Here is a 25,522-nt window from a genome sequence, read left to right as displayed (position 1 = left end):
TTTACTATAGTTGAGCATGAAAGTATTCTCATTTACCGTACGCAAGATCTAAACCCCCCCTCAAATTACTAAGTTATTTCACTTAATATAGGATAAATCCATCCTATATTTTTGCTTTTGTTGCTTAATAATGGTATGATAAACAAAAGGAGGCGATGACAATGCAAATTAATCTTGAAAATTTAATTCCAATCACGGAGGCAAATCAGAATTTCTCTAAAGTTGCTCGTATGGTTGATAGTAAGGGTACAGCTGTTATTTTGAAAAACAATAAACCTAAATATGTTTTAGTTGACTATAACACCTTGGTTCAAGTAGAACAGACAGAAGCTGTTGTTGCAGATCAAGCTAGTGTTGACGAGGTGGCAAGCTCTATCTTGTCACGCCACCTAGAAGCCTTGAAGGAATTAGCTAAATGAAGCGATTAACCGTTGAACAGGTTGTTGCCTTACATAGTCAATTGATTATATCTACGGGAGGAATGGATGGTGTACGAGACAAGGGGTTAGTTGAGGCCTCGCTTTCGAATGTTTTTGACACTTATTTTGGAGTTGATCAATATCCAACTATTGAAGAAAAGGCATCTAGGCTTTGTTATTCTTTGATTAAGAATCACGCTTTTTTAGATGGAAATAAGCGCATTGGTATTTTTGTAATGCTTGTGCTACTAGAACTTAACGATATTATGCTTGATTGTACTGATGAAGAGTTGGTTCATCTCGGATTGGGTGTAGCGGCATCAGAATTAACCTACGAAGATATTTTAGATTTTGTAAAAAGTCATTGATACAAAAAGCAAGTGACTATTAAAAATTACTTGCTTTATTTTTTAATGATTCGAAGGTAATAATGGTGTGAACTTTTTGGTAAAATCTAGCTCAATTCGTGTATTTTTAGTGTAAAATTCACACCATTCAAATGAAAGTTATTCAAATTAGATGAAATTGTTCTTTCTGAAAACGTGAGAAAACATTGATTTTAAGCGCATTTTGAAACGTATTCAAATAGAAGTGTTTCCAACCAGGCTTGAAAAAAGCTCGTAAAGCATCACAATTTAGTAAACGTTAAAACTTATTTAAACTTATTGAAAGCATTTCGTATCAAAAATACGGGATGCTTTTTCTGTTCACCCCAAATTTTTGTAACTAGGTGATACTTGAAATTAATACAAATTTGGTTGTTTTTGATAAATCTAAGCAACACTAAATGATGAAGTGAAAGGGGATGAATCTTTGATAGTATTCATTTATTGTGAAATATGATATATTTATTAATTAGATGGATGAATACTTCTAGAGTTAAATATAGCATAATAGGGACAGACTTTTTGGTTTATTTTTGTTTGTAGTCGGATTATGAAAGAATATCCAATATTATGCGATAAGATAGAATGTTACAAAAAAGAAAGGGGATGCAATCCGATGAAGAAAGACAGATTAATTGTATTGACAGATGCTGTTCTAGCAATTATTATGACCATCTTGATTTTAGAGTTAGAAAAACCAACAACACCAAGTCTTGAAGCTTTTTGGGATTTACGGCAAAATTTCTTTGCTTGTTTTCTTTCCTTTTTCTGGTTGGGATCGTTATGGATGGCACTAAACACATTATGGGAAAAGGTTGAGAAAATTTCCTCAGAAATTATTTGGTGGAATTTGTTTCTACTCTTGGAGCGGCAGGAGTTCTCTTTGGAGAATTTCATGCCATCCAAGATACCAGTCTGAATGATGTGGTGGACCGGATCTATATAAATGTCAAGGATTTACCGTTTCAGTCCTTGGGAGCTTTAGCTAATATCCTGTCTGATGTTAAGAAGGGACTGATTCAAGACAGTCATATCTGGTCTTTCTTCCAGTCATTTTTCAAACAATATCAGTTGATAATCAGCTTAAATCAGATCTATCAGTTTGTCTATCTTTCTCTGATGGAGATCATGTCCTATCTTCACTTTGATTATTGGAAAAAACGGCTCGGTCAGGAGCTAGTATGAATAAGGAGAACAAATGAGACGTTTAAAAATGTTATGGCATATTATACAGGTTACGGGTTTTACTCGGTTTGCTCTGAGTTTTGTGACCTTTGTTTTTGGGTCAGGAGGCGTGCTTTTCCTAGTTGAACCTGCTATCACAAATTACGGAGACGGTCTTTGGTATGCTTTTGTGACTTCGACGACTGTCGGCTACGGGGATCTCCTAGCTGTGACCTTGATTGGAAGGATTACCAGTGTCTTCTTGACGATTTATGGGCTCATATTTTTTGGCTGTTTATCAGCTGTTATTATTAATTATTATACCGATTTAAATAAGGAAAGAGGAGAGGACAAATGACTGCCAATTATTCAACACGGGAATACCGTGAGAAATTATACGATGACCTTCATGTTCGATTGAGAGATACAGCGATTTTGATGTGTGCAATTTTTATTGCCTCTATCGGTCTAAATATGAATTCAACAGCTGTTATTATTGGAGCCATGTTAATTTCACCTCTCATGACACCGATTGTTGGACTGGGATTCGGTTTAGCTATTTTTGATACGCGTTTAATCAAGCAATCTCTAGAGGTTTTATTGACTCAAGTGTTGGTCAGTTTGCTTGTCTCGACTCTGTATTTCTGGATTTCTCCCTTGTCTTATGCAAGTAGCGAGTTGATCGCACGAACCTCTCCAACCATTTGGGATGTTCTCATTGCTATTGCTGGTGGGATTGCTGGTGTGATCGGTTCAAGGAAAAAAGAAGCAAACAATATCGTGCCAGGAGTAGCCATTGCTACAGCTTTGATGCCGCCTATCTGTACTGCTGGCTATGGTTTAGCTAATGGGAATGTACGATTTTTATTGGGGGCTCTCTATCTTTTCTTGATCAACTGTGTCTTTATCATGCTAGCCAACATTGTTGGAACAAGAATTTTGATGAGAAAATCTCCTTTAACTTCATTTAAAGAGCTGAGCATTAAAATGAGAATTGGCTTGATTTCTTTGATTGTATTGTTGATTCTTCCAGCTAGCTATTCGGCAGTTACTCTGACAATAGAACAAGCGCGCAAAGAAGGGATCAAACAGTTTGTAGGAAAAGAGTTCGCCAAATTATACGGTTATTAATCAAGTCTACAAGTCAAGTAACAATGAATTGGTCTTGACGGTTGTTGGAGATCCGATTTCAGAAGAAGAATTAGAAACACTCCACCAAAAACAAGCCTCTTACGGTATTCAATCTGTTCAATTGAAAGTGAATCAAGTTCAGAACTCGCCAACATTAGATAGTGAAGCGACCAAGGAATTTTATGAAAACATTGACAAGTATATTGATCAAAAACTCTCTGAAAAAGATTCACAAAACGATCTCGTAAAAGAAAATGAAGCAGACAAGGATTGAGGACAATGAACTGAATCGGTTTTTACGCCGTGTTTTTCTTGTATCTTCCTCTTTCTTACTTATAGCAGGTTGTTTTTGCTTGAATAAGAAATAAATTAGAAGTTCTATCATCTAAGAAAAATGATGAAAAAAATCATTTAACTAATGGTGTGAACGTTTAGTGTTTATCAGCTCCATTCTCTGTAATTTTGGGGGTAAAATCCACACCATTTAGATAAAATTAGTTGAATTTGATTGGAAAAACGCTTTTATAAAAGCGGAGAAAAGTCTTGATATTACGCTGTTTTTAGTCCAACTGAAATTCATACTTTCCAAACCAGGCTTGAAAAAGGCCCGTAAAGCATCACAATTTAGTAAACGTTAATTCGTTACTGGACAGCAGAATACAAACGAAAACACTTTGCATCTTGCAAGGTGTTTTTTTCTATGAGAACTGGCGGTGCGCAATTAGGATAGCTCTAGCGACTTTAGTCGCATAGAGATATGCTATGCACAGTTGCCTCAAGAAAACAATGCTTCTTGGTCCACCCTGTTAGACAAGCTTCAAAACCAAGGAATCCAACAGATTTCTCTTGTAGTTACAGATGGCTTTAAGGGGCTTGAGCAGATTATCAGTCAGGCTCACCCATTAGCTAAACAACAATGTTGCTTAATTCATATTAGTCGAAATCTAGCTAGTAAAGTGAAACGAGCAGATAGAGCGGTTATTCTGGGGCAATTTATAATGATTTATCGTGCTGAAAATTTAGAAATGGCAGGACAAGCTTTAGAGGACTTTCTCGCCGAATGGAAACCAAAGTATAGGAAAGTCATGGAAAGTCTGGAGAAGACGGATAATCTTTTAACTTTTTATCAGTTTCCCTACCAGATTTGGCACAGCATGTATTCGACAAACCTCATTGAGTCTCTTAACAAAGAAATCAAACATCAAACGAAAAAGAAGGTTCTTTTTCCTAATGAGGAGGCTCTGGAACGTTACTTAGTTACGTTGTTTGAAGATTATAATTTCAAGCAAAGTCAACGAATCCATAAAGGGTTTGGTCAATGTTCTGATACACTTGAAAGCTTATTTAATTAACACTCCGTAACTCTACTTAAGTGTTTACACATAATTATTTACAGTATCAAAAAATAAAGTATATTGTTTTCATCATAATATAATTAAATATCAGTATAGAGAATTTTATCTATATATCAGATATCAGCAATTGCTTTTGCTGTCATTTTTCGCTACAATAGTTACAAGGAGGAAATAAACATGTTAAAAGAAGTATTAAACGTCGCAAAAGTTGCGAAAAAATCATCTCTCTTCTTAGGAGGGGTAGCATTTGGGACGCTTGGCTTGAAAGTCTTAGCAAGTAAAGAAGCTAAGAAAGGCTATTCTAAGGCCTTGGCTAAAGCTTACAAATTGAAAGATGGACTGGATGCATCTGTTTCTGTTGTAAAACAACACGGTGATGATGTTTTACAAGACGCTAAATATTTATACGAACAGGAAAAGAAAGAAGAACAATTAGATAGCCTGACAGGTGAATAATATGTCTTTTAAAGTGCTACACAGAGGATATCAACATATCCGATTATCGTCCTCGTTTTCACTGACCTTGGATATTCAAGATTATCTTCGTTCCTTGGCTAAAGATGAAAAAGGGATCGACTCTATTCAGTTTTATATGGATCAGCAGCACTTTACTCTACGTATGAAAGAAGGCTTCTCTGTATTAGAAAATGCAGAGGCCTTTTTAAAAAAAATTGACAAGGGGAAAGTTTCGGACTTGATGACTCTTCCCATTCGTAGAGAAGAGAGTGCTTATTCAATTGTATCGGGTGCAGCGATTAAGCGTTTGCTGTTTCGAAGTTTTGTACCCTACCCTATTCGTTATATTAGGACTTGTTATCAGGCTTTGGGTTATGTCAAAGAAGCCTATCAAACTTTAGCGCGCAAGGAACTAACCATGGAGGTCTTGGACTGTTCGGCCATTTTGTTGTCCTTGTTTATGAACCAATCCAAGACAGCTAGCAACATCATGTTTATGCTTGATTTGGGTAATCATCTGGATCAGTGGTCTTTAAAAAAAACAGCAACAGATTTGGAACAAAGCCTTCTTGCTAAAGAAAGTGATGTTTTCTTAGTGCGGGGAGACATGGTCATCAGCATCAAGAGTTCTGATGTTCAAGTAGGTGATGTATTAGTTGTCTCCCAAGGTAATGAAATCTTGTTTGACGGCCAAGTGGTTTCAGGATTAGGCATGGTCAATGAGAGTTCCTTGACTGGAGAGAGCTTCCCTGTTGAAAAGAAAGAGGGAGATTCTGTATGTGCGAATACTGTTTTGGAAACAGGAGAGTTAAGAATTCGTGTGACTGATAATCAGATAAACAGTCGTATTTTGCAACTCATCAATCTGATGAAAAAATCTGAAGAGAGTAAGAAGACAAAACAACGTCATTTTATTAGGATGGCAGACAAGGTTGTAAAATATAACTTCTTAGGTGCTGGTTTGACTTATCTGTTAACAGGTTCGTTTTCAAAAGCCATTTCCTTTTTATTGGTGGATTTTTCATGTGCTCTAAAAATATCCACACCTGTAGCCTACCTTACGGCCATAAAGGAAGGTCTAAATCGAGAAATGGTTATTAAAGATGGTGATGTATTAGAAAAATATCTGGAAGTGGATACTTTCTTGTTTGATAAAACGGGTACCATCACGACGAGTTATCCTTTGGTTGAAAAGGTTCTTCCTTTCGGAGATTATACTGAGAAAGATATTTTAAGAATAAGTGCATGTTTGGAGGAACATATCTATCATCCTATTGCCAATGCAATTGTTAAACAAGCTGAAATTGAAGGCATTGAACACGAAGAAATGCATGGCAAGCTTCAGTATGTTGCAAGCAAAGGGATTAAATCGCAAATTGATGGTCAATCGGTTGTCATTGGAAATTATGTACTAATGCAAGACGAACAGGTAAGAATTAGTTCTGAGCAGCTGGCCTTGATTGAGCAATATAAGACTCATTACAATTTATTGTTTTTGGCTTATAAGAAAGAATTAATTGGGATGTTTTGTATCCACACTCCCTTGAGAAGCGAGGCGAAAGTTGCATTGAAAAAGCTAAAGCGCCAAGGGAAAAAACTGATTCTGGCAACTGGTGATACGTTGGCTAGAACAGAAGAGTTGGTTAAAGATCTGCCATTTGACAACGTTTATACTGATTTAAAACCAGATGGTAAGTTTCAGTTGGTTCAGGAATTACAGAAAGCTGGCCGAACTATTTTGATGGTTGGAGACGGGTTAAACGACTCTGCTGCCTTGACGCTTGCAGATATTGGGGTTGTGATGAATGAAAGTGCTGATATTTCTAAGCAGATGAGTGATATTTTATTATTAGATAATCGTTTAGATTTCTTCGAGGAATTGAATTCTTTATCTGAATCGTTGCAGAAATTAATTCAAAGAAATATTCAAGAAACAGTTGTAATAAATGGAAGTTTAATTGGATTTGGGTTGTTAAATTGGTTAAGCCCATCTAATCTTTCGATATTGCACAATCTGACTACTTTAAGAATCGTCCTTCGTAGTCTTTCTATTAAAAGTAGGTAAGAGACCGAGAAGCTGAGGTTATAAAAACTAAAAGGAGTTGTCTCATTTGAGAATAACGGTTCTTTGTCAACTGTAGTGGGTTGGTGGAAAATTATACCCTGGAGAGGACCAAATTGGTTCTCTCCTTTTAAATATTGAAAAAACCATTGGCAGTGGACATACTTTAAGACTATATATTTCTGAAACTAGTTTCACAATACAAATATTGACATGCAATTATTAATTGGTGGATTTTAAGTTGACATCTACAAAGTTTAATGTTAGAATAAATTCAAAAATATATTTGAATGAGGTGTTTTATGATTCAAAATATTGTTACTTCAATAATCCTGTATTCTGGGACAGCCGTAGACTTACTTATTATCCTAATGTTATTTTTTGCCAAAAGAAAAAGCAGAAAAGACATCATTAACATCTATTTAGGACAATTTCTAGGCTCTGTTAGTCTAATATTCCTAAGTTTGCTTTTTGCATTTGTCTTAAATTATATTCCTAGTAAAGAGATTTTAGGTTTACTCGGTTTGATTCCAATTTTCCTAGGCCTCAAAGTTTTGCTTTTAGGAGATTCTGATGGAGAAGCTATTGCAAAAGATGGTTTGCGAAAAGACAATAAAAACCTGATTTTTCTAGTCGCTATGATTACTTTTGCAAGTTGTGGCGCTGACAATATTGGTGTCTTTGTCCCATATTTTACCACCTTAAATTTAGCGAATTTGATAGTGACTTTACTTACTTTTCTAGTCATGATTTATCTCTTGGTTTTTTCTGCCCAAAAATTAGCACAAGTCCCTTCTGTTGGAGAAACTTTGGAAAAATATAGCAGATGGTTTATTGCCGTTGTCTATTTAGGATTGGGGATGTATATCCTGATTGAAAACAACAGCTTTGACATGCTATGGGCTGTGTTAGGCTAGGAGAAAAAATTATGAAAAAAGATAGTATCTGTCAAGTGGATGTTATAAATCAACAAAATGTTACAACCGCAACGAACTACCTTGAAAAGGAAAAAGTCCAAAAATCACTTCGCATTTTATCAAAATTTACCGATAATAAACAGATAAATATCATCTTTTATCTCCTTGCCGTCGAAGAACTCTGTGTCTGCGATATAGCCTGTTTATTAAATCTCAGTATGGCATCTGCCTCCCACCATCTTCGTAAACTAGCCAATCAAAATATCTTGGACACTAGAAGAGAGGGGAAAATTATATATTATTTTATAAAGGATGAGGAAATCAGAGATTTTTTTAATCAACTAGGATAACAACTATTTTTACTACTTTTCCATGATTATAGGGAGATTATAATCGTTGTTGTTTCAACGGTAGCAAACTGGTTTTTACATAAAGTAATTGATAAACCCAATATAGATCAGAAAGAATTACTTGAAGCTAACGCACAATATAGAAAGTTATTGATACCTGACCAAATAATTAAAGGAGTGGGATTGATTCTATCCTTAATTCTCTATCCTCCGATTATGATGTATAGTGTTTTAATTGCGGCATTTTACATCATAACTTTAAAAACACTATCTGAAAAAAGAGTGAATAACTAAAAAATGGTGATCAAAGTTAGGTGTATTATTTTAATGCTCACAGACCTAAACTATTCCCCTATTTATAATCTATTGATTCATATTTTATGAAATTAATCAGTAGATATCGTTCTGAAAAGCCTTGATAATACGCTGTTTTTAGTCCAACTGAAACCCATACTTTCCAAACCAGGTCTTAAGAAAGCTCGTAAAGCATCACAATTATCAAAACGTTAATCAACACGCTTATATCAACGTTTACAGACATTTAAGAAATTTCTCTTGGATGTCTTTTTTTGTCTAGCTAAATTTTACAAATTGGGCAATTTAGGTTACTCAATAATATAAAAAAGATAAAAATTTAAAGTTCGAATTTTAATTTTAAAAAAAGTAATTATTATTGAATATCTGTTCAAACATTTTTTCTTTTCTAAGGTTAATATAAGTATATATAGTTTAAAAAAGGAAGTCAAACATCTTGCTCATAGATTTTTGCATTTTTAAAAAATACATTTTGTCATATAATAATGTGGAAAATTGACGGATTCCTTAAATAATCATATAATATGAAAATGTAAACCCTTACATACTATTCTACTTATACTTGATAAAATGCAAGTTCTTGAGGATCTATAAATATACAGACACTCTTCTATTTATAAAGTGAAATAAAGAATCACGGAGAAAGTTTATGGATATTAAAGAGACATTCAACCAGCTAGACAATACAAAATTTAATGATTTCAATAATCGCCTTGAAGGTTTTGAGAAACTTTTTAAAGACAAATATTATTTTACCCATCCCGAAGATTTTAGCTCAATCTTTAGCATTTTGGTAAAGTATGGAAAAAGTACAAGTAAATATATTTTATCGAAAGGAGAGATATATGAGTGAAATAGTTATTAATGCTCAGAATTTATCTAAAAATTTTTATAATTTTGATTCAAGACTCCCATTTATCAAGAGATTTTTGAAACGTAATCAAATAACGATTCGAGCTGTTCAAGATATTAGTTTTACGATTAAGAGAGGGAGTATAGTTGGCTTTATTGGGAGTAATGGAGCTGGTAAATCCACAACGATTAAAATGTTGACTGGGACTCTTTATCCTAGTTCCGGAAAATTAGAAGTGAATGGAGAAATTCCATTTAAAAGAAGTATAAATTTTAGAAAAAAAATTTCAATAGTAGTAGGAAATAAATTACAGTTATTTCAAGATGTTTCGGCTATGGATTATTTTCAATTGATTGGTACTTTATATGAGGTAGAACCGGCGATTTTACAAGAACGAATTCAGGAATTAAGCAATTTGTTGAATGTAAAAGATCAGCTTTACCAGCAGGTCCGGACCCTCTCTCTTGGACAAAAAATGAAAATGGAGTTTATCGCGGCATCTTTAACAAGTCCGGAAATATTATTTTTAGACGAGCCTACTATAGGGTTAGATATACAGTCTAAAAAAGATATCAGAACATTTTTAAAGAAAATGAATGAAGAATGTCATACTACTATTATTTTAACGAGTCATGATATGGATGATATTTCGTCTGTTTGTGACGAATTAATCGTCATTGACAAAGGAAAAATTATTTTGCAGGAGTCAATGGATGTTATTTTATCTAAATTTTCTGATTTTAAATATTTAAAGATAAAAATGACATTAGATTTGGTACCAGAGTTATGCTCTGTTAAAGGAGTAGTAGTCATTTCTCAAACAAAATCGGAATGTATACTAAAAATACCTAGAGATTTTGTCTTTGAGACATTAGAATCAATCAATAAGCTTGTAGATATAGAAGATTTTGAAATATCAAATCTTTCTTTAGAAGAAATTATTTTACAAAACTATTTTACAAAAAAGGAGCACAATTGAAAAAAGAAATGTCTATTATTCTGATATCATTTCGATCTATTTTGAACTATAAATCAAGTGTACTATTGTTAATGTTACAGGCAAGTATACAAATTATGATATCAGTATTTTTATGGACGTATATATATCAGAGTAACCAGATAAATATAGCAGGATATGATTTTACCTCAATGGTTCAATACTATTTGGGGACTATAATTTTTTCATATTTTGTTTTTTATCCAGTTGATTGGGAAATCAATGACGATGTTCATTCAGGAAATTTTTTTAGCATATTAATAAAACCTGTTACTTTTTATAAGTATTATTTTTGTAAAATGCTTGGAGATAGGCTTGCTCATTTATTATTTATCATCATTCCTGTCATTTTATTCTCCAGTGTTTATTACAAGAATAAGTTATTAACCATTGAAATTCTTATTTTAGGAAGTATTGCAATTATTCTATCTATGGTTCTATGGTTTTTAATATCATGTTGTGTAGGTATGCTTTCTTTTTGGTTAGAAAATATATTTTTTGTCCTTACTGTTAAAGAAATAGTAATTCAGTTTTTATCAGGAATATTATTGCCTTTAAGTTTTTTTTCAAATAATTTTCGTCTGTTTTTAGATGTATTACCTTTTAAATACTTAGTATATGAACCGCTTCAGATGTTTAGTAATGATACATATAAATTAATAGACTATTTGAGAATTATTTGTATTCAATTGATTTGGTGCATCATTTTTTATATTATATCAAGATTCATATTGAGAAAAGGAGTGGAGCACTTCTCAAATGTGGGAGGATAAAATGTTTAGAATAAAAGTAATTTTTAGGCTACTTCATTTTGGTTTTAAATCTGATATGAATTTTCATTTTGACTTCTTTTGTGGTCTATTTTCGTCGATACTGTGGATTGGTTTACCTATTGTATTTTTTAGATTGATTTTCTTAAACATAGACTCTTTTAATGGTTGGGACTATTATCAAATTTTATTTTTGGTAGGTTCCTACACTATTGTAGATGGAGTTATGATGGGATTGTTAATTAGAAGTATGGGAATTTTAGAATCAGATATTTTGAGTGGTAACTTGGATCAAATTTTATTGAGGCCGTTTGATACTCAGTTGTTCTATATTTTTAGATCATTTAATTTAGTTCAATTCGTGAATACTTTTTTTGGTCTTGCGATCATTTTTATAAGTTATGGAAATTTAAATGTACATTTAAATTCATTAAAAATATTATTTTATATCCTTTCTTTAATGTGTGGTTGTATTATATATTATTCAATTTGGTTTCTAATAACGATTAGTTCATTTTGGTTCCCAACTAAATTTTCAAAAGTAGATGTATTTTTGAATTATATTGGAATTTCTAAGTATCCATATAATATTTTTACAGGTATTAACAGATTGATCACTATGTTATTTGTTCCCAATTTATTAATTGCCAATCCTGCAGTATTAATATTTTTAGGGAAAGATACATTGAACCTATTTTTCTATCAAATAGTTTTTACAGTTTTTTTGATTATTATCAGTCGTACAATTTTTAGAAAAGGATTGAAAAAATATGAAAGTGCAGGAAGATAAACAATGTTGTTCAGTTATATGTTTGACTAAAGGAAGTGATTCGCTGTACTTTGTTTTGTGGTCATTGAAACATCAGATAATTATAAACTATAATTTAAAGAATAGTATTATTAACTTATAGGTGCTAAGAAAAAATTTAAAGAAATTCCCTCATTCAATCAAACTTATTCATATTTTTTAAAATAAGAAAATAGTTGGATTTTGATGATGGTTGATATAAAGCTAAACTGAAAGTACCTGAAATCCAACTGTGTCAAACCAGGTCTTAAGAAAGCTCGTAAAGCTTCACAATTTAGTAAACGTTAATTCGAAAGAATTACAATATTTACAAAGAACACCTTTCGAGGTGTTCTTTTTATGTTTTCATACTAAATTGTGGCAGTTGACGTAGTTGTTGTGGCTTTAGCCACTTACAAATACGGCTGCAATTCGACGAAGTCAATTGCCTCTAAACGTTAATTCGTTGCTGGAAAGCAGAATACAAACGAAAACACTTTGCATCTTGCAAGGTGTTTTTTGTATGAGAACTAGCGGTGCGCAATTAGGATAGCTCTAGCGACTTTAGTCGCGTAGAGATATGCTATGCACAGTTGCCCCAAGAAAACAAGCGAAGCGATATTTGAATGGATAGCAACCACTGCACGCAAAATGTTAATTCGAAAGAATTACTATACTTACAAAGAGCACCCTTCGGGGTGTTTTTTCTATACCTAAGATAAATGGAAAATAAAAACCCACCCTATCTTCCACGGTCAAACATGACTGTAGAAAATAGAGTGGGTCTAGGATGTTAAAGACTATTTGTCTTCTTTATGAAAGATATTTTTAACGCCCTTGATAGCTCCTTCGACAGCTTCTTTTGCATCTTCAGCAACTTCTTTTGCTTTTGAAGCAACTTTTTCAGCAGTGCCTTCAGCTTCTGTTTTTGTATCACCGGTTAATTTACCGAAGCCTTCTTTAACAGAACCCTTCACTTGGTTCAATTTTTCTTCTAATGACATAGCGTCACCTCCGTTAAGTAAATAGTTTTTTAATCTGAATTTAAGACAGTTCATTTAAAAAATTAAAACTATTTAGTTCAGATTAGTATAATTATATGCCCTCTGAAATGGAAAGTCAAATATCCGCTCCGGCATTCTAATAATAGGGATGAGGTCTGAATAATGATCGACTAATAGGTCACGACTTTCAGGATTTCCAGCAAAGATAACGAAAGAAGCAAAAAACTTTTCTGTCTCCATTGAATTACATGGTATAATGGTCGTGAATGGAGACATCGTAACGCTGTTTTTTGAAAAAGAGAAGATAAATATGAAAAGAATCCTTATAACCTATCCTGTTATCAGTACTTTAGCTCTAATCTGTTTGCTGCTCGGTCTATTGACTTCCTTTTATGGGGATGCTATGTATGACCTATTGGCTTTTCATTCAAAGCCGGTCTATGGTTGGCAATATGTCAGTGGGACCCTGATGCACGGTAGTAAAGGAGCCCCTATCTGGTTTTTATGGGTCCATTTGTTGTTAAATGGACTCATGCTCCTTCCCTTCGGAGGACTGCTAGAAAGAAAAATAGGCTCTAGACAAGTCTTGATCGTTTTTGTGACGGCGACAGTCCTCTCTTCCATCGTTTTTCACCTCTTAACCCAGGGGCAAGACATTCAGGCAACAGGGATCTCTGCTGTAGGATACGCCTTTGTGACCGGAGGAGTCCTGCTCCTGCCAAAGATGTGGAAAGAATTTTCACTCACCGTAAAATGGTTTTATCTATTCTTAATTTTTCTATCTGGCCTCATGCTCTTACCAGCAATCACCGGATGGATCTCAACGCTATTGCATCTTTCAGGGGTTGTGAGTTATCTATTGGTTTTTATCGGAAGTAAAGTCTTGGAGGGGAGAAGCTAACTATTAAGACGGCTCCTCAGTAAGGTTTTCATCGTACTTCCTTGACTCTTCCTTTACCAGGCCGTATAATATTCTATATCAATGAAGAAATCACCTTTTGTCATTGTACAAAGGGTGATTTTATAACGAAAAAAAGGAGACACAATGGGGTATATCTCTACTATTAAAACGGCTGTTCAGCTCTTTCCTTTCCTGGCATTTTTGCTGACCTTGCCCTACATGATTTTGAATTATCGAAAATATGGTTCGGTCAATAAATTGCGGGTGCTGATTTTCTATTCTTTTATGCTTTACTTGATGACGGTCTATCTCTTGGTGATCTTGCCTCTGCCGGATCCAAGTAAGATTCATACTAGCTACTCGGAAATGGTCAATCTCCATCCCTTTGCTTTTGTGGTGGATTTTTTCAAGGAGAGCCCCTTTGATTTAGCGCAGACTGGTACTTGGATTCAAGCTCTTAAGCATCCAACTTTTTATGTGCCTGCCTTTAATGTCCTGATGTTGATTCCTTTTGGGATGTATCTGCGCTATTATTTCAAGTGTGGTTTTAAGAAAACGATCCTCCTGACAGCCCTCTTTAGTCTCTTTTTGGAACTGACCCAGTTATCAGGTCTCTACTTTATGTATCCGGGTCCTTACCGCCTGGCAGATGTTGATGATATTATTCAAAATACTACCGGTGGTGGAGTGGGTTATCTGCTCGGTTGGTTCCTGGTTTGGTTATTGCCGACACGAGACGAAATTGACGAGCATTCTTTCCGAGTAGGAACGAAAGTATCTGGTTTTCGGATGGGTCTTGCCTTCTTGATCGACTTTGTAATGCTATCCTTGCTTTACGCGGTAATCGAGCGTTTAGAGACGATTCCTTATGTAGCGATTTTGGCTGTTTATTTTGGTTTGATTCCTTTGTGGCGGGGCAAAACCTTGGGAATGGCTTTATTGAAATTCCGCTTGCATTTTGACAAGCAAAAATGGCTTCGCACCATCTGGCGGGGAATCCTGGTAGTAGGTTATTTCTATCTGATTCCTCAAGGGTTGTTCTATTTGATTTCGCTCTTGAATAGCGATTTGACGGACAATTCTCTCTTAACCCTGTCCATGATTTTATTGCTCTTCTTTGTGGTTTTATTGTACCTGATTCTCACTCTTGCCATCGTCTTGCTCAATCGTCGCTTTCCCTTTGACCGTCTAGCTGGGGCTGAGTATGAGAGTACGGTGCGCGTGAAGAAAGAGCTCTTAAAAGATGAAACTGAATCGTCAAAATAGAGGGAGTGGGACAGAAATCAGTAATTCGTTAGAATTCGATTTCGTCGTCTCACCTCCGCACAGTTGAGTAGGGCTGTAAAAGCTGATGAAATCAGCGTAGTAGAGCCCACTCAACCACTGCGTCTTGTTCGACAATCCAAAAACAATTAAGAGGCTAGGACTTTTGTCCCAGCCTCTTTATTTTTTATGCACGCGGAAAATATACGAACGTTCCCGGTTGAGAAGGGCGATTTTAAGGGGATTGTGCTACAATGGAAGCAAATAGATAGAATGGAGCAGTGAAATGAAAGCAATTATTACAGTCGTTGGTAAAGACCAAAAAGGAATCGTAGCGGGTGTTGCAACGAAAGTGGCAGAATTAGGACTCAATATCGATGATATCTCTCAAACCGTATTGGATGAATACTTTACCATGATGGCGGTTGTATCGTCAGATGAGAAAAAAGATTTCACACAGCTTCGTTCAGAGTTGGAAGAATTCGGTCAGTCTCTGCATGTGAAAATCAATATCCAAAGCGCAGCGATTTTTGATGCTATGCACAATTTGTAAGATAGGGGTTGAGAATTTATGGACATTAAACAGGTAACAGAAACCATTGCCATGATTGAGGAGCAGAACTTCGATGTTCGGACTATCACCATGGGGATTTCGCTTCTAGATTGTATTGATCCGGATATCGAAAAGGCGGCAGAAAAAGTCTACAATAAGATTGTGAAAAAGGCTAAAGACTTAGTGGCTGTGGGGGATGAGATTGCAGCAGAACTTGGTATTCCAATTGTGAACAAACGGGTTTCAGTCACTCCAATTTCTATTATCGGTGCAGCAACGGATGCGACAGATTATGTACCCTTTGCTAAGGCACTGGATCGTGCGGCGAAGGAAGTTGGGGTCAACTTTATCGGTGGCTTCTCAGCTCTGGTTCAAAAAGGCTACCAAAAAGGGGATGAAATCCTCATTAATTCCATTCCTCGCGCCCTTGCGGAGACAGATTTTGTCTGCTCTTCAGTCAATATCGGATCGACCAAGACAGGGATCAATATGATCGCTGTCCGAGATATGGGCCGTATCATTAAAGAGGCATCCCAAGCAGATCCAATGGGGCCTGGTAAGCTCGTAGTCTTTGCCAATGCAGTAGAAGATAATCCCTTTATGGCGGGTGCCTTCCACGGTGTCGGTGAAGCGGATGTTGTCATTAACGTTGGGGTTTCAGGACCAGGTGTCGTCCAACGGGCCATCGAAAAAGTTCCCGGAGCAAGCTTTGATGTATTGGCGGAAACAGTCAAGAAGACAGCTTTCAAGATTACCCGTGTCGGTCAATTAGTCGGTCAAATGGCTAGTGAACGCCTAGGAGTAGAGTTTGGAATTGTAGACTTGTCTCTCGCACCAACACCAGCTGTTGGGGACTCGGTTGCCCGTGTCCTTGAAGCCATGGGGCTTGAAGTGGTAGGGACCCACGGGACAACAGCAGCGCTGGCTCTGCTCAATGACCAAGTGAAAAAAGGTGGCATCATGGCTTGTAACCAAGTCGGTGGTTTGTCAGGTGCCTTCATTCCTGTCTCAGAAGATGAAGGGATGATTGCGGCGGTCCAATCAGGTCATATCAACCTGGAAAAATTGGAAGCCATGACAGCCATCTGTTCCGTCGGTCTAGATATGATTGCCATCCCAGCAGATACTCCAGATACAACCATTGCGGCCATGATTGCCGACGAAGCAGCTATCGGGGTGATCAACCAAAAGACAACAGCCGTTCGGATCATTCCTTATGGGGAAGAGGGCGATATGTTAGAGCTCGGAGGGCTTCTTGGGTCTGCTCCGGTAATGAAGGTCAACAAGGCTTCGTCAGCTGATTTCATTGCCCGTGGTGGCCAAATTCCAGCTCCGGTTCATAGCTTTAAAAACTAAGAGAAATCTAGTATAATAGTAGAAAATAGAAAAGTCTGTGATGATAAAACTCCAGACTTTTTTCTTGCAAAAGGAGACAAGATGGCTAAAACAAGATTATTTGTGATTCGTCATGGGAGAACCATGTTTAATACCATCGGCCGAGCTCAAGGCTGGTCCGATACGCCCTTGACAGCAGAAGGAGAACGAGGGATTCAGGCTCTAGGAATCGGCTTGCGTGAGTCCGGTTTGGAGTTTACTCGAGCCTACTCCAGTGATTCAGGTCGTGCCATTCAGACCATGGGGATCATTCTCGATGAATTGGGCTTGAAAGATCAGATTCCTTATCGCTTTGACAAGCGGATTCGCGAGTGGTGTTTCGGAAGCTTTGATGGAGCCTACGGTGGTGAGCTCTTTCACGGTGTCGTGCCACGCGTGCTAGATGTAGAAGACTATAAGACTTTGACCTTGGAAGACTTGGCCAATGGCATCTGCCAAGTGGACACAGCGAATTGGGCTGAACCTTGGGAAGTTTTGAAAAGCCGAATCTTAGAAGGTTTTGAAGCTATTGCCAAAGAAGTAGAAGAAAATGGAGGAGGCAATGCCTTGGTGGTCAGCCATAGTTGGACCATTCAGACCTTGGTCTGCCTAATTGAAGGAAAACCAAATCTCAATCTGCCTCTTTCAAATGGTAGTGTTACCCTTGTAGAATATGAAGATGGCGCATTGACGGTAAAGGTGTTTGGAGATAGCAGTTACCGTGAGGTCGGTGAAAGCTTGCAAGAATCCTAGTCCGTCTTGAAAGGCTGACCCTTTGGTCATGGCCTTTTCTTTTTCTCAAAACTTGTAAGAGCTTTCCTACTTTCTTTTTGCAAAAAATGATATAATGAAAGAGATACATACGGAGGTAATACAATGACAAAAACCAGATTATATATTGCTCGTCATGGAAAAACCATGTTTAATACCATTGGACGGGCACAGGGCTGGTCAGACACTCCGCTGACAGAAGCAGGAGAACGTGGAATTCGAGAATTAGGACTTGGTCTCAAGGAAGCTGGGCTTTCTTTTGAAGAGGCTGTTTCGAGTGATTCTGGACGCACCATTCAAACTATGGGAATTATTCTTCAAGAACTTGGTCTGACAGGAAAAATCCCTTATCGTTATGACAAACGGATCCGCGAGTGGTGTTTTGGTAGTTTTGACGGTGCTTATGATGGTGATCTCTTTATGGGGGTCTTACCTCGTGTCTTTAAGGTCGATGATTTCCATCAGTTGAGCCTAATGGAGTTAGCAGAAGGAATCGTCGAAGTGGATACCACTGGTTGGGCTGAATCCTGGGGAGCCTTGAGTAGTCGGATCAAAGAAGGTTTTGAAGCCATCGCAAAAGAGCTAGAAGCAGCTGGCGGTGGCAATGCTATTGTGGTCAGCCATGGTATGACGATTACGACCTTGATTTATCTCATCGATCCTAAGGCTGTCGAAGAATTAGTCTTGGACAACGGAAGCGTGACGGTTTTGGCCTATGAAGATGGTGCCTTTCATATTGAAAAGATTGGGGATCTATCTTATCGTAAGGTTGGAGCAAAACTTCTAGAGGGTGGCCATGACGAATAAGTATAGACGCGCACGAAAAAAACGTAAGAAGTGGTGGCCTTACCTATTGAGTTTCTTTCTTCTTGTGGTCCTTGGATCAGGGATTGGTGTTTACTTAGCGAAACCAAGCTTGTTTTCAGGGTTTCAGTTTTGGAAGGCTAAAAAAACAGCTGTAACGACTCCCTCTTCTTCTAAGAAAAAGGAAGAAAAATCAGATTTACCAGCCGTTTCGACCAAAGACTGGCAGTTGATCTTGGTCAATCGTGATAATGTGAAGCCTGAGCTGAACCCACAATTGACAGATGTAGATGCTATCAAAGTGGATAGTCGGATTGTAGAACCAACTCGTCAATTTTTAGAAGCAGCTCGCAAAATTGCCCCAGAAGAAACCTTGATATCAGGCTATCGAAGTGTGGCCGAGCAAACAGAGCTCTATAATGAACGTGTTGCGCAACTAGAGGCTAGCGGCCTTTCGCACGAAGAAGCTGAAAAGCAGGTGCAGACCCAGGTACAGGTCCCTGGTGCGAGTGAACATCAGACGGGGCTTGCGATTGATATGAGTGTCGAAGCTGGCCAAAGTGATGAGTTGGGCATGCAGCTGGCTGCCATCGCACCGCAATATGGCTTTGTGCTTCGCTATCCAGATGGGAAGAGCAACATCACGGGTGTGAATTTTGAGAATTGGCATTTCCGTTATGTTGGCGTAGAAAATGCTCAGTATATGGCCAAGCATCAGCTAGTATTGGAAGAATATATTCAGCTCTTGAAAAAAGCTGGCAAATAAGAGGAGAGTCACTTCTCTAGGTCTTAAGAATGATTTTTAGCACTCTTGAAAAAAGAGTGCTAATTTTTTGGTTTTTTCTCTTGACTTTCTTTTGGATGGGTGTATAATAGAATCATGGTTTAGCGCTTGAGTGTTTAGAGTGCTAAAAAATGAAAGAGAGGTGAGGTCATGGTTACAGAACGTCAAAATGAGATTCTCAATCTTGTTGTCGATATCTTTACCAAGACCCACGAACCAGTCGGTTCAAAAGCGCTACAAGATGTGATTCAATCCAGTAGTGCGACCATTCGAAATGACATGGCTGCTCTCGAAAAACAAGGCTTACTAGAAAAGGCCCACACTTCGAGTGGCCGCATGCCTAGTCGAGCTGGTTTTCAATATTTTGTTCAGAACTCGCTTGATCTAGAGTTGATTGATGAGCAAGATGTCTACCAGGTGGTGAAAGCCTTTGATTTCGAAGCCTTTAAGTTAGACGATATCTTGGATGCTACAGCCAAGTTACTAGCCCAGATGACGGGTTACACCGCAGTGATTCAGGATGTTGAACCGACACGTCAGCGCTTGACTGGTTTTGAAATTGTTCCATTATCCAATCACGATGCCTTAGCAGTTCTGACCTTGGATGAATCAAAGCCTGTCACCGTCCAGTTTGCCATTCCAAAGAATTTCTTAACCAGTGACTTGGAGATCTTCCATCAGCTAGTTCAAGAACGTTTCATTGGAAATACAGTCTTGGATATCCACTACCGCTTGCGGACAGAGATTCCACAGATTGTACAGCGCTATTTCAAGACGACAGACAATGTGCTGGATCTCTTTGATTACGTCTTCTCGCAACTGTTTCAAGAACTGGTCTTTGTAGAAGGAAAGGTTTCATCCTTAACCTACGCCGATCTTCAGACCTATCAGTTCTTAGATAATCCCCAACACGTAGCTCTCGAGTTGCGAGGGGGAATGCCAGAAGACCAAATGACCCAGATCCTGGTTGCAGAATCCCAAGAGAAGGCCTTGAAGAATGTGACGGTCATTAGTCACAAGTTCCTGGTTCCTTATCGTGGGATGGCCCTCATGCATGTGATTGGTCCCGTAGAGATGGATTACAGGCGTGTGATTAGCCTGGTCAATGTCATCGGACGGGTACTGGTTATGAAGTTGACGGACTACTACCGTTACCTCAATAGCAACCATTATGAAGTAAATTAAGACCAAATGAAAGGGGTGTATGCCTTGACAGAAGATATCAAAAAAGAAGACGTGAAAGAAGAGGAAGTTGCCCAAACAACTGAAGAAGTTGTAGAGGAAAGCAACCAACCTTCTGAGTTAGAAGAAGCACAAGCGCGTGCCGAGGAATTTGAAAACAAATACCTTCGTGCTCATGCAGAAATGCAAAATATTCAGCGCCGTGCCAATGAAGAACGTCAACAATTACAAAAATACCGTAGCCAAGATTTGGCAAAAGCGATCTTACCATCACTGGACAACCTCGAACGCGCCCTTGCCGTCGAAGGATTGACAGATGATGTGAAGAAGGGCTTGGAAATGGTCCAAGAAAGTTTGGTACATGCTCTGAAAGAAGAAGGAATCGAAGAAATTCCAGCGGACGGAGCCTTTGACCATAACTACCACATGGCCATCCAAACCCTACCTGCAGATGATGAACATCCAGCAGACACCATCGCACAAGTCTTCCAAAAAGGCTACAAACTCCATGACCGTATTTTAAGACCGGCTATGGTAGTTGTCTACAATTAGGCTAGAAAACTTGAAAAATCTTGTCCGAAACGACACTAAACTATGAAAGAAAGATAAGAAACGGTTCGGCTTTACCAATAGTGAGCGTAGCGAACCAAAGGCGATACTCTTTGCAGTGGCGGTATCTTCGCAAACTTTGAGACCTTAGGCTCAAAGTTTAGTCAAAGAGATTGACGAAGTCAAGCTCTGACGGCGCCGCCACTTAAGAAGAGTATCAAAAAGAAAAAAAGAGAAAAAACAACGAGGAGAAAAACATATGTCTAAAATTATCGGTATTGACTTAGGTACAACAAACTCAGCAGTAGCAGTTCTTGAAGGAACTGAATCAAAAATCATCGCAAACCCAGAAGGTAACCGCACAACTCCATCTGTTGTGTCATTCAAAAACGGTGAAATCATCGTTGGTGACGCTGCAAAACGTCAAGCAGTCACAAACCCAGATACGATCATCTCTATCAAATCTAAGATGGGTACTTCTGAAAAAGTTTCTGCAAACGGTAAAGAATACACACCACAAGAAATCTCAGCTATGATTCTTCAATACTTGAAAGGTTATGCGGAAGATTATCTTGGTGAAAAAGTAACCAAAGCTGTTATCACCGTTCCAGCTTACTTCAACGATGCACAACGTCAAGCAACTAAAGACGCTGGTAAAATCGCTGGCCTTGAAGTAGAACGTATCGTCAACGAACCAACAGCAGCAGCCCTTGCTTATGGTTTGGATAAGACTGATAAAGAAGAAAAAATCTTGGTATTTGACCTTGGTGGTGGTACATTCGACGTATCTATCCTTGAATTGGGTGATGGTGTCTTTGATGTATTGGCAACTGCAGGGGATAACAAACTCGGTGGTGACGACTTTGACCAAAAAATCATCGACTACATGGTTGAAGAATTCAAGAAAGAAAATGGTATCGACTTGTCAACAGACAAGATGGCGCTTCAACGTTTGAAAGATGCAGCTGAAAAAGCGAAGAAAGACCTTTCTGGTGTTACTTCAACACAAATCAGCTTGCCATTCATCACTGCAGGCGCTGCTGGACCTCTTCACTTGGAAATGACCTTGACTCGTGCGAAATTCGATGATTTAACTCGTGACCTTGTAGAACGTACGAAAACTCCAGTTCGCCAAGCCCTTTCAGATGCAGGTTTGAGCTTGTCAGATATCGACGAAGTCATCCTTGTCGGTGGTTCAACTCGTATCCCTGCCGTTGTAGAAGCTGTTAAAGCTGAAACTGGTAAAGAACCAAACAAATCAGTGAACCCTGACGAAGTAGTGGCTATGGGTGCTGCTATCCAAGGTGGTGTTATTACTGGTGATGTCAAAGACGTTGTCCTTCTTGACGTAACTCCATTGTCACTTGGTATCGAAACAATGGGTGGTGTCTTCACAAAACTTATTGATCGCAACACTACGATTCCAACATCTAAATCACAAGTCTTCTCAACAGCAGCAGACAACCAACCAGCCGTTGATATCCACGTTCTTCAAGGGGAACGCCCAATGGCAGCAGATAACAAGACTCTTGGACGTTTCCAATTGACAGATATCCCAGCTGCACCTCGTGGTATCCCACAAATCGAAGTAACATTCGACATCGACAAGAACGGTATCGTATCTGTTAAAGCGAAAGACCTTGGAACTCAAAAAGAACAAACCATTGTTATCCAATCAAACTCAGGTTTGACAGATGAAGAAATCGATCGCATGATGAAAGATGCAGAAGCAAACGCTGAAGCAGATAAGAAACGTAAAGAAGAAGTAGACCTTCGTAACGAAGTAGACCAAGCTATCTTTGCGACTGAAAAGACAATCAAGGAAACTGAAGGCAAAGGCTTTGATGCAGAACGTGACGCAGCTCAAGCAGGACTTGATGATCTTAAAAAAGCTCAAGAATCAGGTAACCTTGAAGAAATGAAAGCAAAACTTGAAGCCTTGAACGAAAAAGCACAAGCATTGGCTGTTAAACTTTACGAACAAGCTGCAGCAGCGCAACAAGCACAAGCAGGAGCAGAAGGCGCACAAGCAACAGGCAACGCAGGCGATGACGTCGTAGACGGAGAGTTTACGGAAAAATAAAATAGTCCAGTGGACTATTTTATCCCGAGCTTGAAAATCGGGGAGCGAGGTGTTAAGAATGACTAATCACTAAAGTGATTGTCATTCTACGGCACTCGCTATGGCGCCTTTCCTAAACGCCTAACTAGTAAATGATAAAAAGAAATCCAGAGGTTGCAACCCAGCCTCTGTTTTTCGGTAAAATAGAGGATGTTGCCTATGAAAAAAGTACTTTGTATCATTTATCCTAATTTTTCTCTTTATGAGATAACCGCTTTAACAAGTACTTTAGCTCTGTCTTTTGATAGTACGATTGATTATGCCACTTCAGATCATTCGATGGTGGTCTCTGAGGATGGCTTGCCCTGTCAACCAACGAAAACACTAGATCAAATCCGTATAGAAGAGTATTCTTGCGTGATTTTGCCAGGAATGGTCAATATAGGACCTGCCCTACAGGATGAGAAATTGATTTCGTTCTTGAGGGATCTTGGTGAGCAAGATATCCTAATTGCAGCCATTTCTTCAGCGCCTCTTTTATTAGCGAAAGCAGGTCTGTTGAAGGACACGAAATTTACAGGTGGAATTTGGCAAAACTTCTTTGACTATTTTGAATTTCTTCCACGTGAAAATTTCCAACCGAAAGTTCTTGTGCAAGATAAACAGATCATTACAGCTATCGGTTTTGCCCATCAAGAGTTTGCAAGAAAAGTGATTCTAAGTTTAGGCTTGGCAGAGAATACGGACAACTACTTTAAGGAACAGAACGAGTACGCTGAAGAGGATTTGATATTTACTCTATCGGACCAAGAGTTTGATCAAGTGAAGCGAAGTATAGAAAACAGCCTCTAAAGATGTACATGAAAATTATAGAAAGGAACAAAGAGTGTTCGTAACTGAACACGGGTTCCAGAAATTCTTACTCAATATGAAAGAAAGGAACAAAGAGCGTTCGGGGAATTGAACTCGAGCGGAAAGCTTGGAAATTAGATAAACCGCCTAAGAAATCAGGATTTCTTGTCGGTTTCCTAAATTTCAGTCGCTTTCTGTTCGCTCTTAGTATCTTGTATGAACAATACTGAATTTTATGACCGTTTGGGCGTTTCAAAGAATGCATCTCAAGATGAGATCAAGAAAGCCTATCGGAAATTATCTAAAAAATATCACCCAGATATCAACAAGGAGCCTGGTGCTGAGGAAAAGTACAAGGAAGTTCAAGAAGCTTATGAGACTTTGAGTGACGAGCAAAAACGGGCTGCTTATGACCAATATGGTGCTGCGGGTGCCAATGGTGGCTTCGGTGGCGGAGCAGGTGGTTTTGGTGGCTTTGATGGTGCTGGTTTTGGTGGCTTTGAAGATATCTTCTCTAGCTTCTTTGGTGGTGGTGCAAGCCGTAATCCGAATGCTCCTCGCCAAGGGGATGACCTCCAATACCGCGTTAATCTCAAGTTTGAAGAAGCGATTTTTGGTGCGGAAAAAGAAGTCAAGTACCATCGGGAAGCTAGCTGTCATACCTGTCATGGTTCTGGGGCTAAGCCAGGCACTAGTCCGGTGACCTGTGGACGCTGTCATGGTTCTGGAGTCATCAATGTGGATACGCAAACCCCTCTTGGGATGATGCGCCGTCAAGTGACCTGTGATGTCTGTCATGGTCGTGGTCAAGAAATCAAAGATCCATGTACGACTTGTCGTGGAACAGGTCATGAAAAACAAGCTCATAGCGTGAATGTCAAGATTCCTGCAGGAGTTGAAACAGGTCAACAAATCCGCTTAGCTGGTCAAGGAGAAGCTGGCTTTAACGGTGGACCTTATGGTGACTTGTATGTTGTTGTCAATGTTGAGCCGAGCGATCGCTTCGAACGAGATGGCTCAACCATCTACTACAAGTTAGACTTGAACTTTGTCCAAGCAGCTCTTGGAGATACGGTCCATGTGCCAACCGTTCATGGAGATGTCGATTTGGTCATTCCTGAAGGAACCCAAACTGGTAAGAAATTCCGCCTCCGTGGAAAAGGGGCTCCAAGCTTACGTGGTGGTGCCATGGGGGATCAATATGTATCTGTCAATGTCGTCACCCCAACTGGATTAAATGATAAGCAAAAAGAAGCCCTTCAAGCCTTTGCGGAAGCAAGTGATTTGAAGGTCAACCCAAAGAAAAAAGGGTTCTTTGATAAGGTCAAAGATGCCTTGGATGATTTATAAGAAAAAACGAGTTTCCTTTTGAGTAAGGGGCTCGTTTTATTTTGGATCGAATCCAAGAACTTCCTCTCCTAATTAAAGAATAATGAGAAGCCTCATTGAATTTATTAAGAT

The 25,522-nt window shown here is 38.3% G+C and carries 26 protein-coding genes and 2 pseudogenes; 27 read left to right on the top strand and 1 reads right to left on the bottom strand.

Translation table 11 applies throughout. The features are described from left to right. Positions 1-161 precede the first annotated feature (161 nt). The 15 genes and pseudogenes from HMPREF1195_RS06935 to HMPREF1195_RS06870 all read left to right on the top strand — a co-directional run bounded on the left by HMPREF1195_RS06935 (position 162) and on the right by HMPREF1195_RS06870 (position 11,965). Entirely contained in the window at positions 162-419 is a 258-nt protein-coding gene (locus HMPREF1195_RS06935) for a type II toxin-antitoxin system Phd/YefM family antitoxin (RefSeq protein WP_023919367.1), read from the top strand. Continuing rightward, positions 416-787 carry a type II toxin-antitoxin system death-on-curing family toxin gene (locus tag HMPREF1195_RS06930; RefSeq protein ID WP_023919365.1) on the top strand — a complete coding sequence of 124 codons (372 nt, stop codon included), beginning with the start codon at positions 416-418 and terminating at the stop codon, positions 785-787. Before HMPREF1195_RS06935 ends, HMPREF1195_RS06930 begins: the two co-directional genes overlap by 4 nt. 634 nt (positions 788-1,421) lie before the next feature. Then, positions 1,422-1,724 (top strand): TMEM175 family protein, encoded by a 303-nt coding sequence (locus tag HMPREF1195_RS10775; RefSeq protein ID WP_004240734.1) that lies wholly within the window; start codon positions 1,422-1,424, stop codon positions 1,722-1,724. Next, positions 1,649-1,990: a hypothetical protein gene (locus tag HMPREF1195_RS06925; protein ID WP_000397556.1), complete on the top strand. Its 342-nt coding sequence runs from the start codon at positions 1,649-1,651 to the stop codon at positions 1,988-1,990. Before HMPREF1195_RS10775 ends, HMPREF1195_RS06925 begins: the two co-directional genes overlap by 76 nt. A 13-nt stretch (positions 1,991-2,003) precedes the next feature. After that, positions 2,004-2,327 carry a potassium channel family protein gene (locus HMPREF1195_RS06920; RefSeq protein ID WP_001253404.1) on the top strand — a complete coding sequence of 108 codons (324 nt, stop codon included), beginning with the start codon at positions 2,004-2,006 and terminating at the stop codon, positions 2,325-2,327. Next, positions 2,324-3,374 (top strand): annotated as a pseudogene (locus HMPREF1195_RS06915) (DUF389 domain-containing protein). The gene HMPREF1195_RS06920 and the pseudogene HMPREF1195_RS06915 overlap by 4 nt, the downstream one beginning before the upstream one ends. Positions 3,375-3,861: 487 nt before the next feature. Beyond that, positions 3,862-4,452: pseudogene (locus tag HMPREF1195_RS06910) on the top strand (IS256 family transposase); the annotation flags it as partial. A 180-nt stretch (positions 4,453-4,632) separates the two neighbouring features. Then, a complete protein-coding gene (locus HMPREF1195_RS06905; protein WP_002893755.1) occupies positions 4,633-4,911 on the top strand; it encodes a DUF6110 family protein in 279 nt (92 codons plus the stop codon). Position 4,912: 1 nt separating this feature from the next. Continuing rightward, positions 4,913-6,976: a heavy metal translocating P-type ATPase gene (locus HMPREF1195_RS06900; protein ID WP_023919359.1), complete on the top strand. Its 2,064-nt coding sequence runs from the start codon at positions 4,913-4,915 to the stop codon at positions 6,974-6,976. A 299-nt stretch (positions 6,977-7,275) separates the two neighbouring features. After that, positions 7,276-7,890, top strand: coding sequence for a CadD family cadmium resistance transporter (locus HMPREF1195_RS06895; RefSeq protein ID WP_002911684.1), 615 nt, complete (start codon positions 7,276-7,278; stop codon positions 7,888-7,890). An 11-nt stretch (positions 7,891-7,901) separates the two neighbouring features. Beyond that, complete coding sequence (gene cadX / locus HMPREF1195_RS06890) at positions 7,902-8,240, top strand: Cd(II)/Zn(II)-sensing metalloregulatory transcriptional regulator CadX (protein ID WP_000711078.1); 339 nt, start codon at positions 7,902-7,904, stop codon at positions 8,238-8,240. A gap of 964 nt (positions 8,241-9,204) precedes the next feature. Further along, complete coding sequence (locus HMPREF1195_RS06885; protein WP_003010127.1) at positions 9,205-9,408, top strand: hypothetical protein; 204 nt, start codon at positions 9,205-9,207, stop codon at positions 9,406-9,408. After that, positions 9,401-10,387: an ABC transporter ATP-binding protein gene (locus HMPREF1195_RS06880; protein ID WP_003010129.1), complete on the top strand. Its 987-nt coding sequence runs from the start codon at positions 9,401-9,403 to the stop codon at positions 10,385-10,387. The genes HMPREF1195_RS06885 and HMPREF1195_RS06880 overlap by 8 nt, the downstream gene beginning before the upstream one ends. Continuing rightward, positions 10,384-11,178, top strand: a complete 795-nt coding sequence (locus HMPREF1195_RS06875; protein ID WP_003010132.1) for an ABC transporter permease — start codon at positions 10,384-10,386, stop codon at positions 11,176-11,178. The genes HMPREF1195_RS06880 and HMPREF1195_RS06875 overlap by 4 nt, the downstream gene beginning before the upstream one ends. 1 nt (position 11,179) lies before the next feature. Further along, positions 11,180-11,965 carry an ABC transporter permease gene (locus HMPREF1195_RS06870; RefSeq protein WP_003013947.1) on the top strand — a complete coding sequence of 262 codons (786 nt, stop codon included), beginning with the start codon at positions 11,180-11,182 and terminating at the stop codon, positions 11,963-11,965. A gap of 797 nt (positions 11,966-12,762) precedes the next feature. Here the strand turns inward: HMPREF1195_RS06870 and HMPREF1195_RS06865 are convergent. Continuing rightward, positions 12,763-12,966, bottom strand: a complete 204-nt coding sequence (locus tag HMPREF1195_RS06865; protein WP_023919356.1) for a CsbD family protein — start codon at positions 12,964-12,966, stop codon at positions 12,763-12,765. Between the two features lie 310 nt (positions 12,967-13,276). Here HMPREF1195_RS06865 and HMPREF1195_RS06860 point away from each other — a divergent pair, with 310 nt between their 5' ends. The 12 genes from HMPREF1195_RS06860 to dnaJ all read left to right on the top strand — a co-directional run bounded on the left by HMPREF1195_RS06860 (position 13,277) and on the right by dnaJ (position 25,411). Continuing rightward, complete coding sequence (locus tag HMPREF1195_RS06860; protein WP_023919354.1) at positions 13,277-13,867, top strand: rhomboid family intramembrane serine protease; 591 nt, start codon at positions 13,277-13,279, stop codon at positions 13,865-13,867. Between the two features lie 144 nt (positions 13,868-14,011). Then, positions 14,012-15,133 (top strand): VanZ family protein, encoded by a 1,122-nt coding sequence (locus HMPREF1195_RS06855; RefSeq protein ID WP_023919353.1) that lies wholly within the window; start codon positions 14,012-14,014, stop codon positions 15,131-15,133. A gap of 283 nt (positions 15,134-15,416) precedes the next feature. Then, complete coding sequence (locus tag HMPREF1195_RS06850; RefSeq protein ID WP_003004214.1) at positions 15,417-15,683, top strand: ACT domain-containing protein; 267 nt, start codon at positions 15,417-15,419, stop codon at positions 15,681-15,683. An 18-nt stretch (positions 15,684-15,701) separates the two neighbouring features. Then, positions 15,702-17,039 (top strand): PFL family protein, encoded by a 1,338-nt coding sequence (locus HMPREF1195_RS06845; RefSeq protein WP_023919351.1) that lies wholly within the window; start codon positions 15,702-15,704, stop codon positions 17,037-17,039. Positions 17,040-17,120: 81 nt separating this feature from the next. Further along, positions 17,121-17,810: a histidine phosphatase family protein gene (locus HMPREF1195_RS06840; RefSeq protein ID WP_023919350.1), complete on the top strand. Its 690-nt coding sequence runs from the start codon at positions 17,121-17,123 to the stop codon at positions 17,808-17,810. A 123-nt stretch (positions 17,811-17,933) separates the two neighbouring features. Next, complete coding sequence (locus HMPREF1195_RS06835; protein ID WP_023919348.1) at positions 17,934-18,635, top strand: histidine phosphatase family protein; 702 nt, start codon at positions 17,934-17,936, stop codon at positions 18,633-18,635. Next, positions 18,625-19,398: a M15 family metallopeptidase gene (locus tag HMPREF1195_RS06830; protein WP_023919346.1), complete on the top strand. Its 774-nt coding sequence runs from the start codon at positions 18,625-18,627 to the stop codon at positions 19,396-19,398. Before HMPREF1195_RS06835 ends, HMPREF1195_RS06830 begins: the two co-directional genes overlap by 11 nt. Before the next feature lie 168 nt (positions 19,399-19,566). Then, a complete protein-coding gene (gene hrcA / locus HMPREF1195_RS06825) occupies positions 19,567-20,601 on the top strand; it encodes a heat-inducible transcriptional repressor HrcA (protein WP_003004578.1) in 1,035 nt (344 codons plus the stop codon). A 24-nt stretch (positions 20,602-20,625) separates the two neighbouring features. Continuing rightward, positions 20,626-21,150: a nucleotide exchange factor GrpE gene (gene grpE, locus HMPREF1195_RS06820; protein ID WP_301355021.1), complete on the top strand. Its 525-nt coding sequence runs from the start codon at positions 20,626-20,628 to the stop codon at positions 21,148-21,150. 256 nt (positions 21,151-21,406) lie between these two features. Next, on the top strand, positions 21,407-23,230 hold the full coding sequence (gene dnaK, locus HMPREF1195_RS06815) for a molecular chaperone DnaK (RefSeq protein WP_013904674.1): 1,824 nt from the start codon (positions 21,407-21,409) through the stop codon (positions 23,228-23,230). A gap of 198 nt (positions 23,231-23,428) precedes the next feature. Continuing rightward, positions 23,429-24,061 carry a DJ-1/PfpI family protein gene (locus HMPREF1195_RS06810; protein WP_023919345.1) on the top strand — a complete coding sequence of 211 codons (633 nt, stop codon included), beginning with the start codon at positions 23,429-23,431 and terminating at the stop codon, positions 24,059-24,061. 216 nt (positions 24,062-24,277) lie between these two features. Next, a complete protein-coding gene (dnaJ, locus tag HMPREF1195_RS06805; RefSeq protein WP_003004734.1) occupies positions 24,278-25,411 on the top strand; it encodes a molecular chaperone DnaJ in 1,134 nt (377 codons plus the stop codon). The last annotated feature ends 111 nt before the right edge of the window (positions 25,412-25,522 follow it).

Origin of the sequence: Streptococcus parasanguinis CC87K (assembly GCF_000507765.1) — a bacterium.
In the GTDB taxonomy this organism is placed as follows: Bacteria; Bacillota; Bacilli; order Lactobacillales; family Streptococcaceae; genus Streptococcus; species Streptococcus parasanguinis_J.
This window is presented reverse-complemented; position numbering and strand designations above follow the sequence as displayed.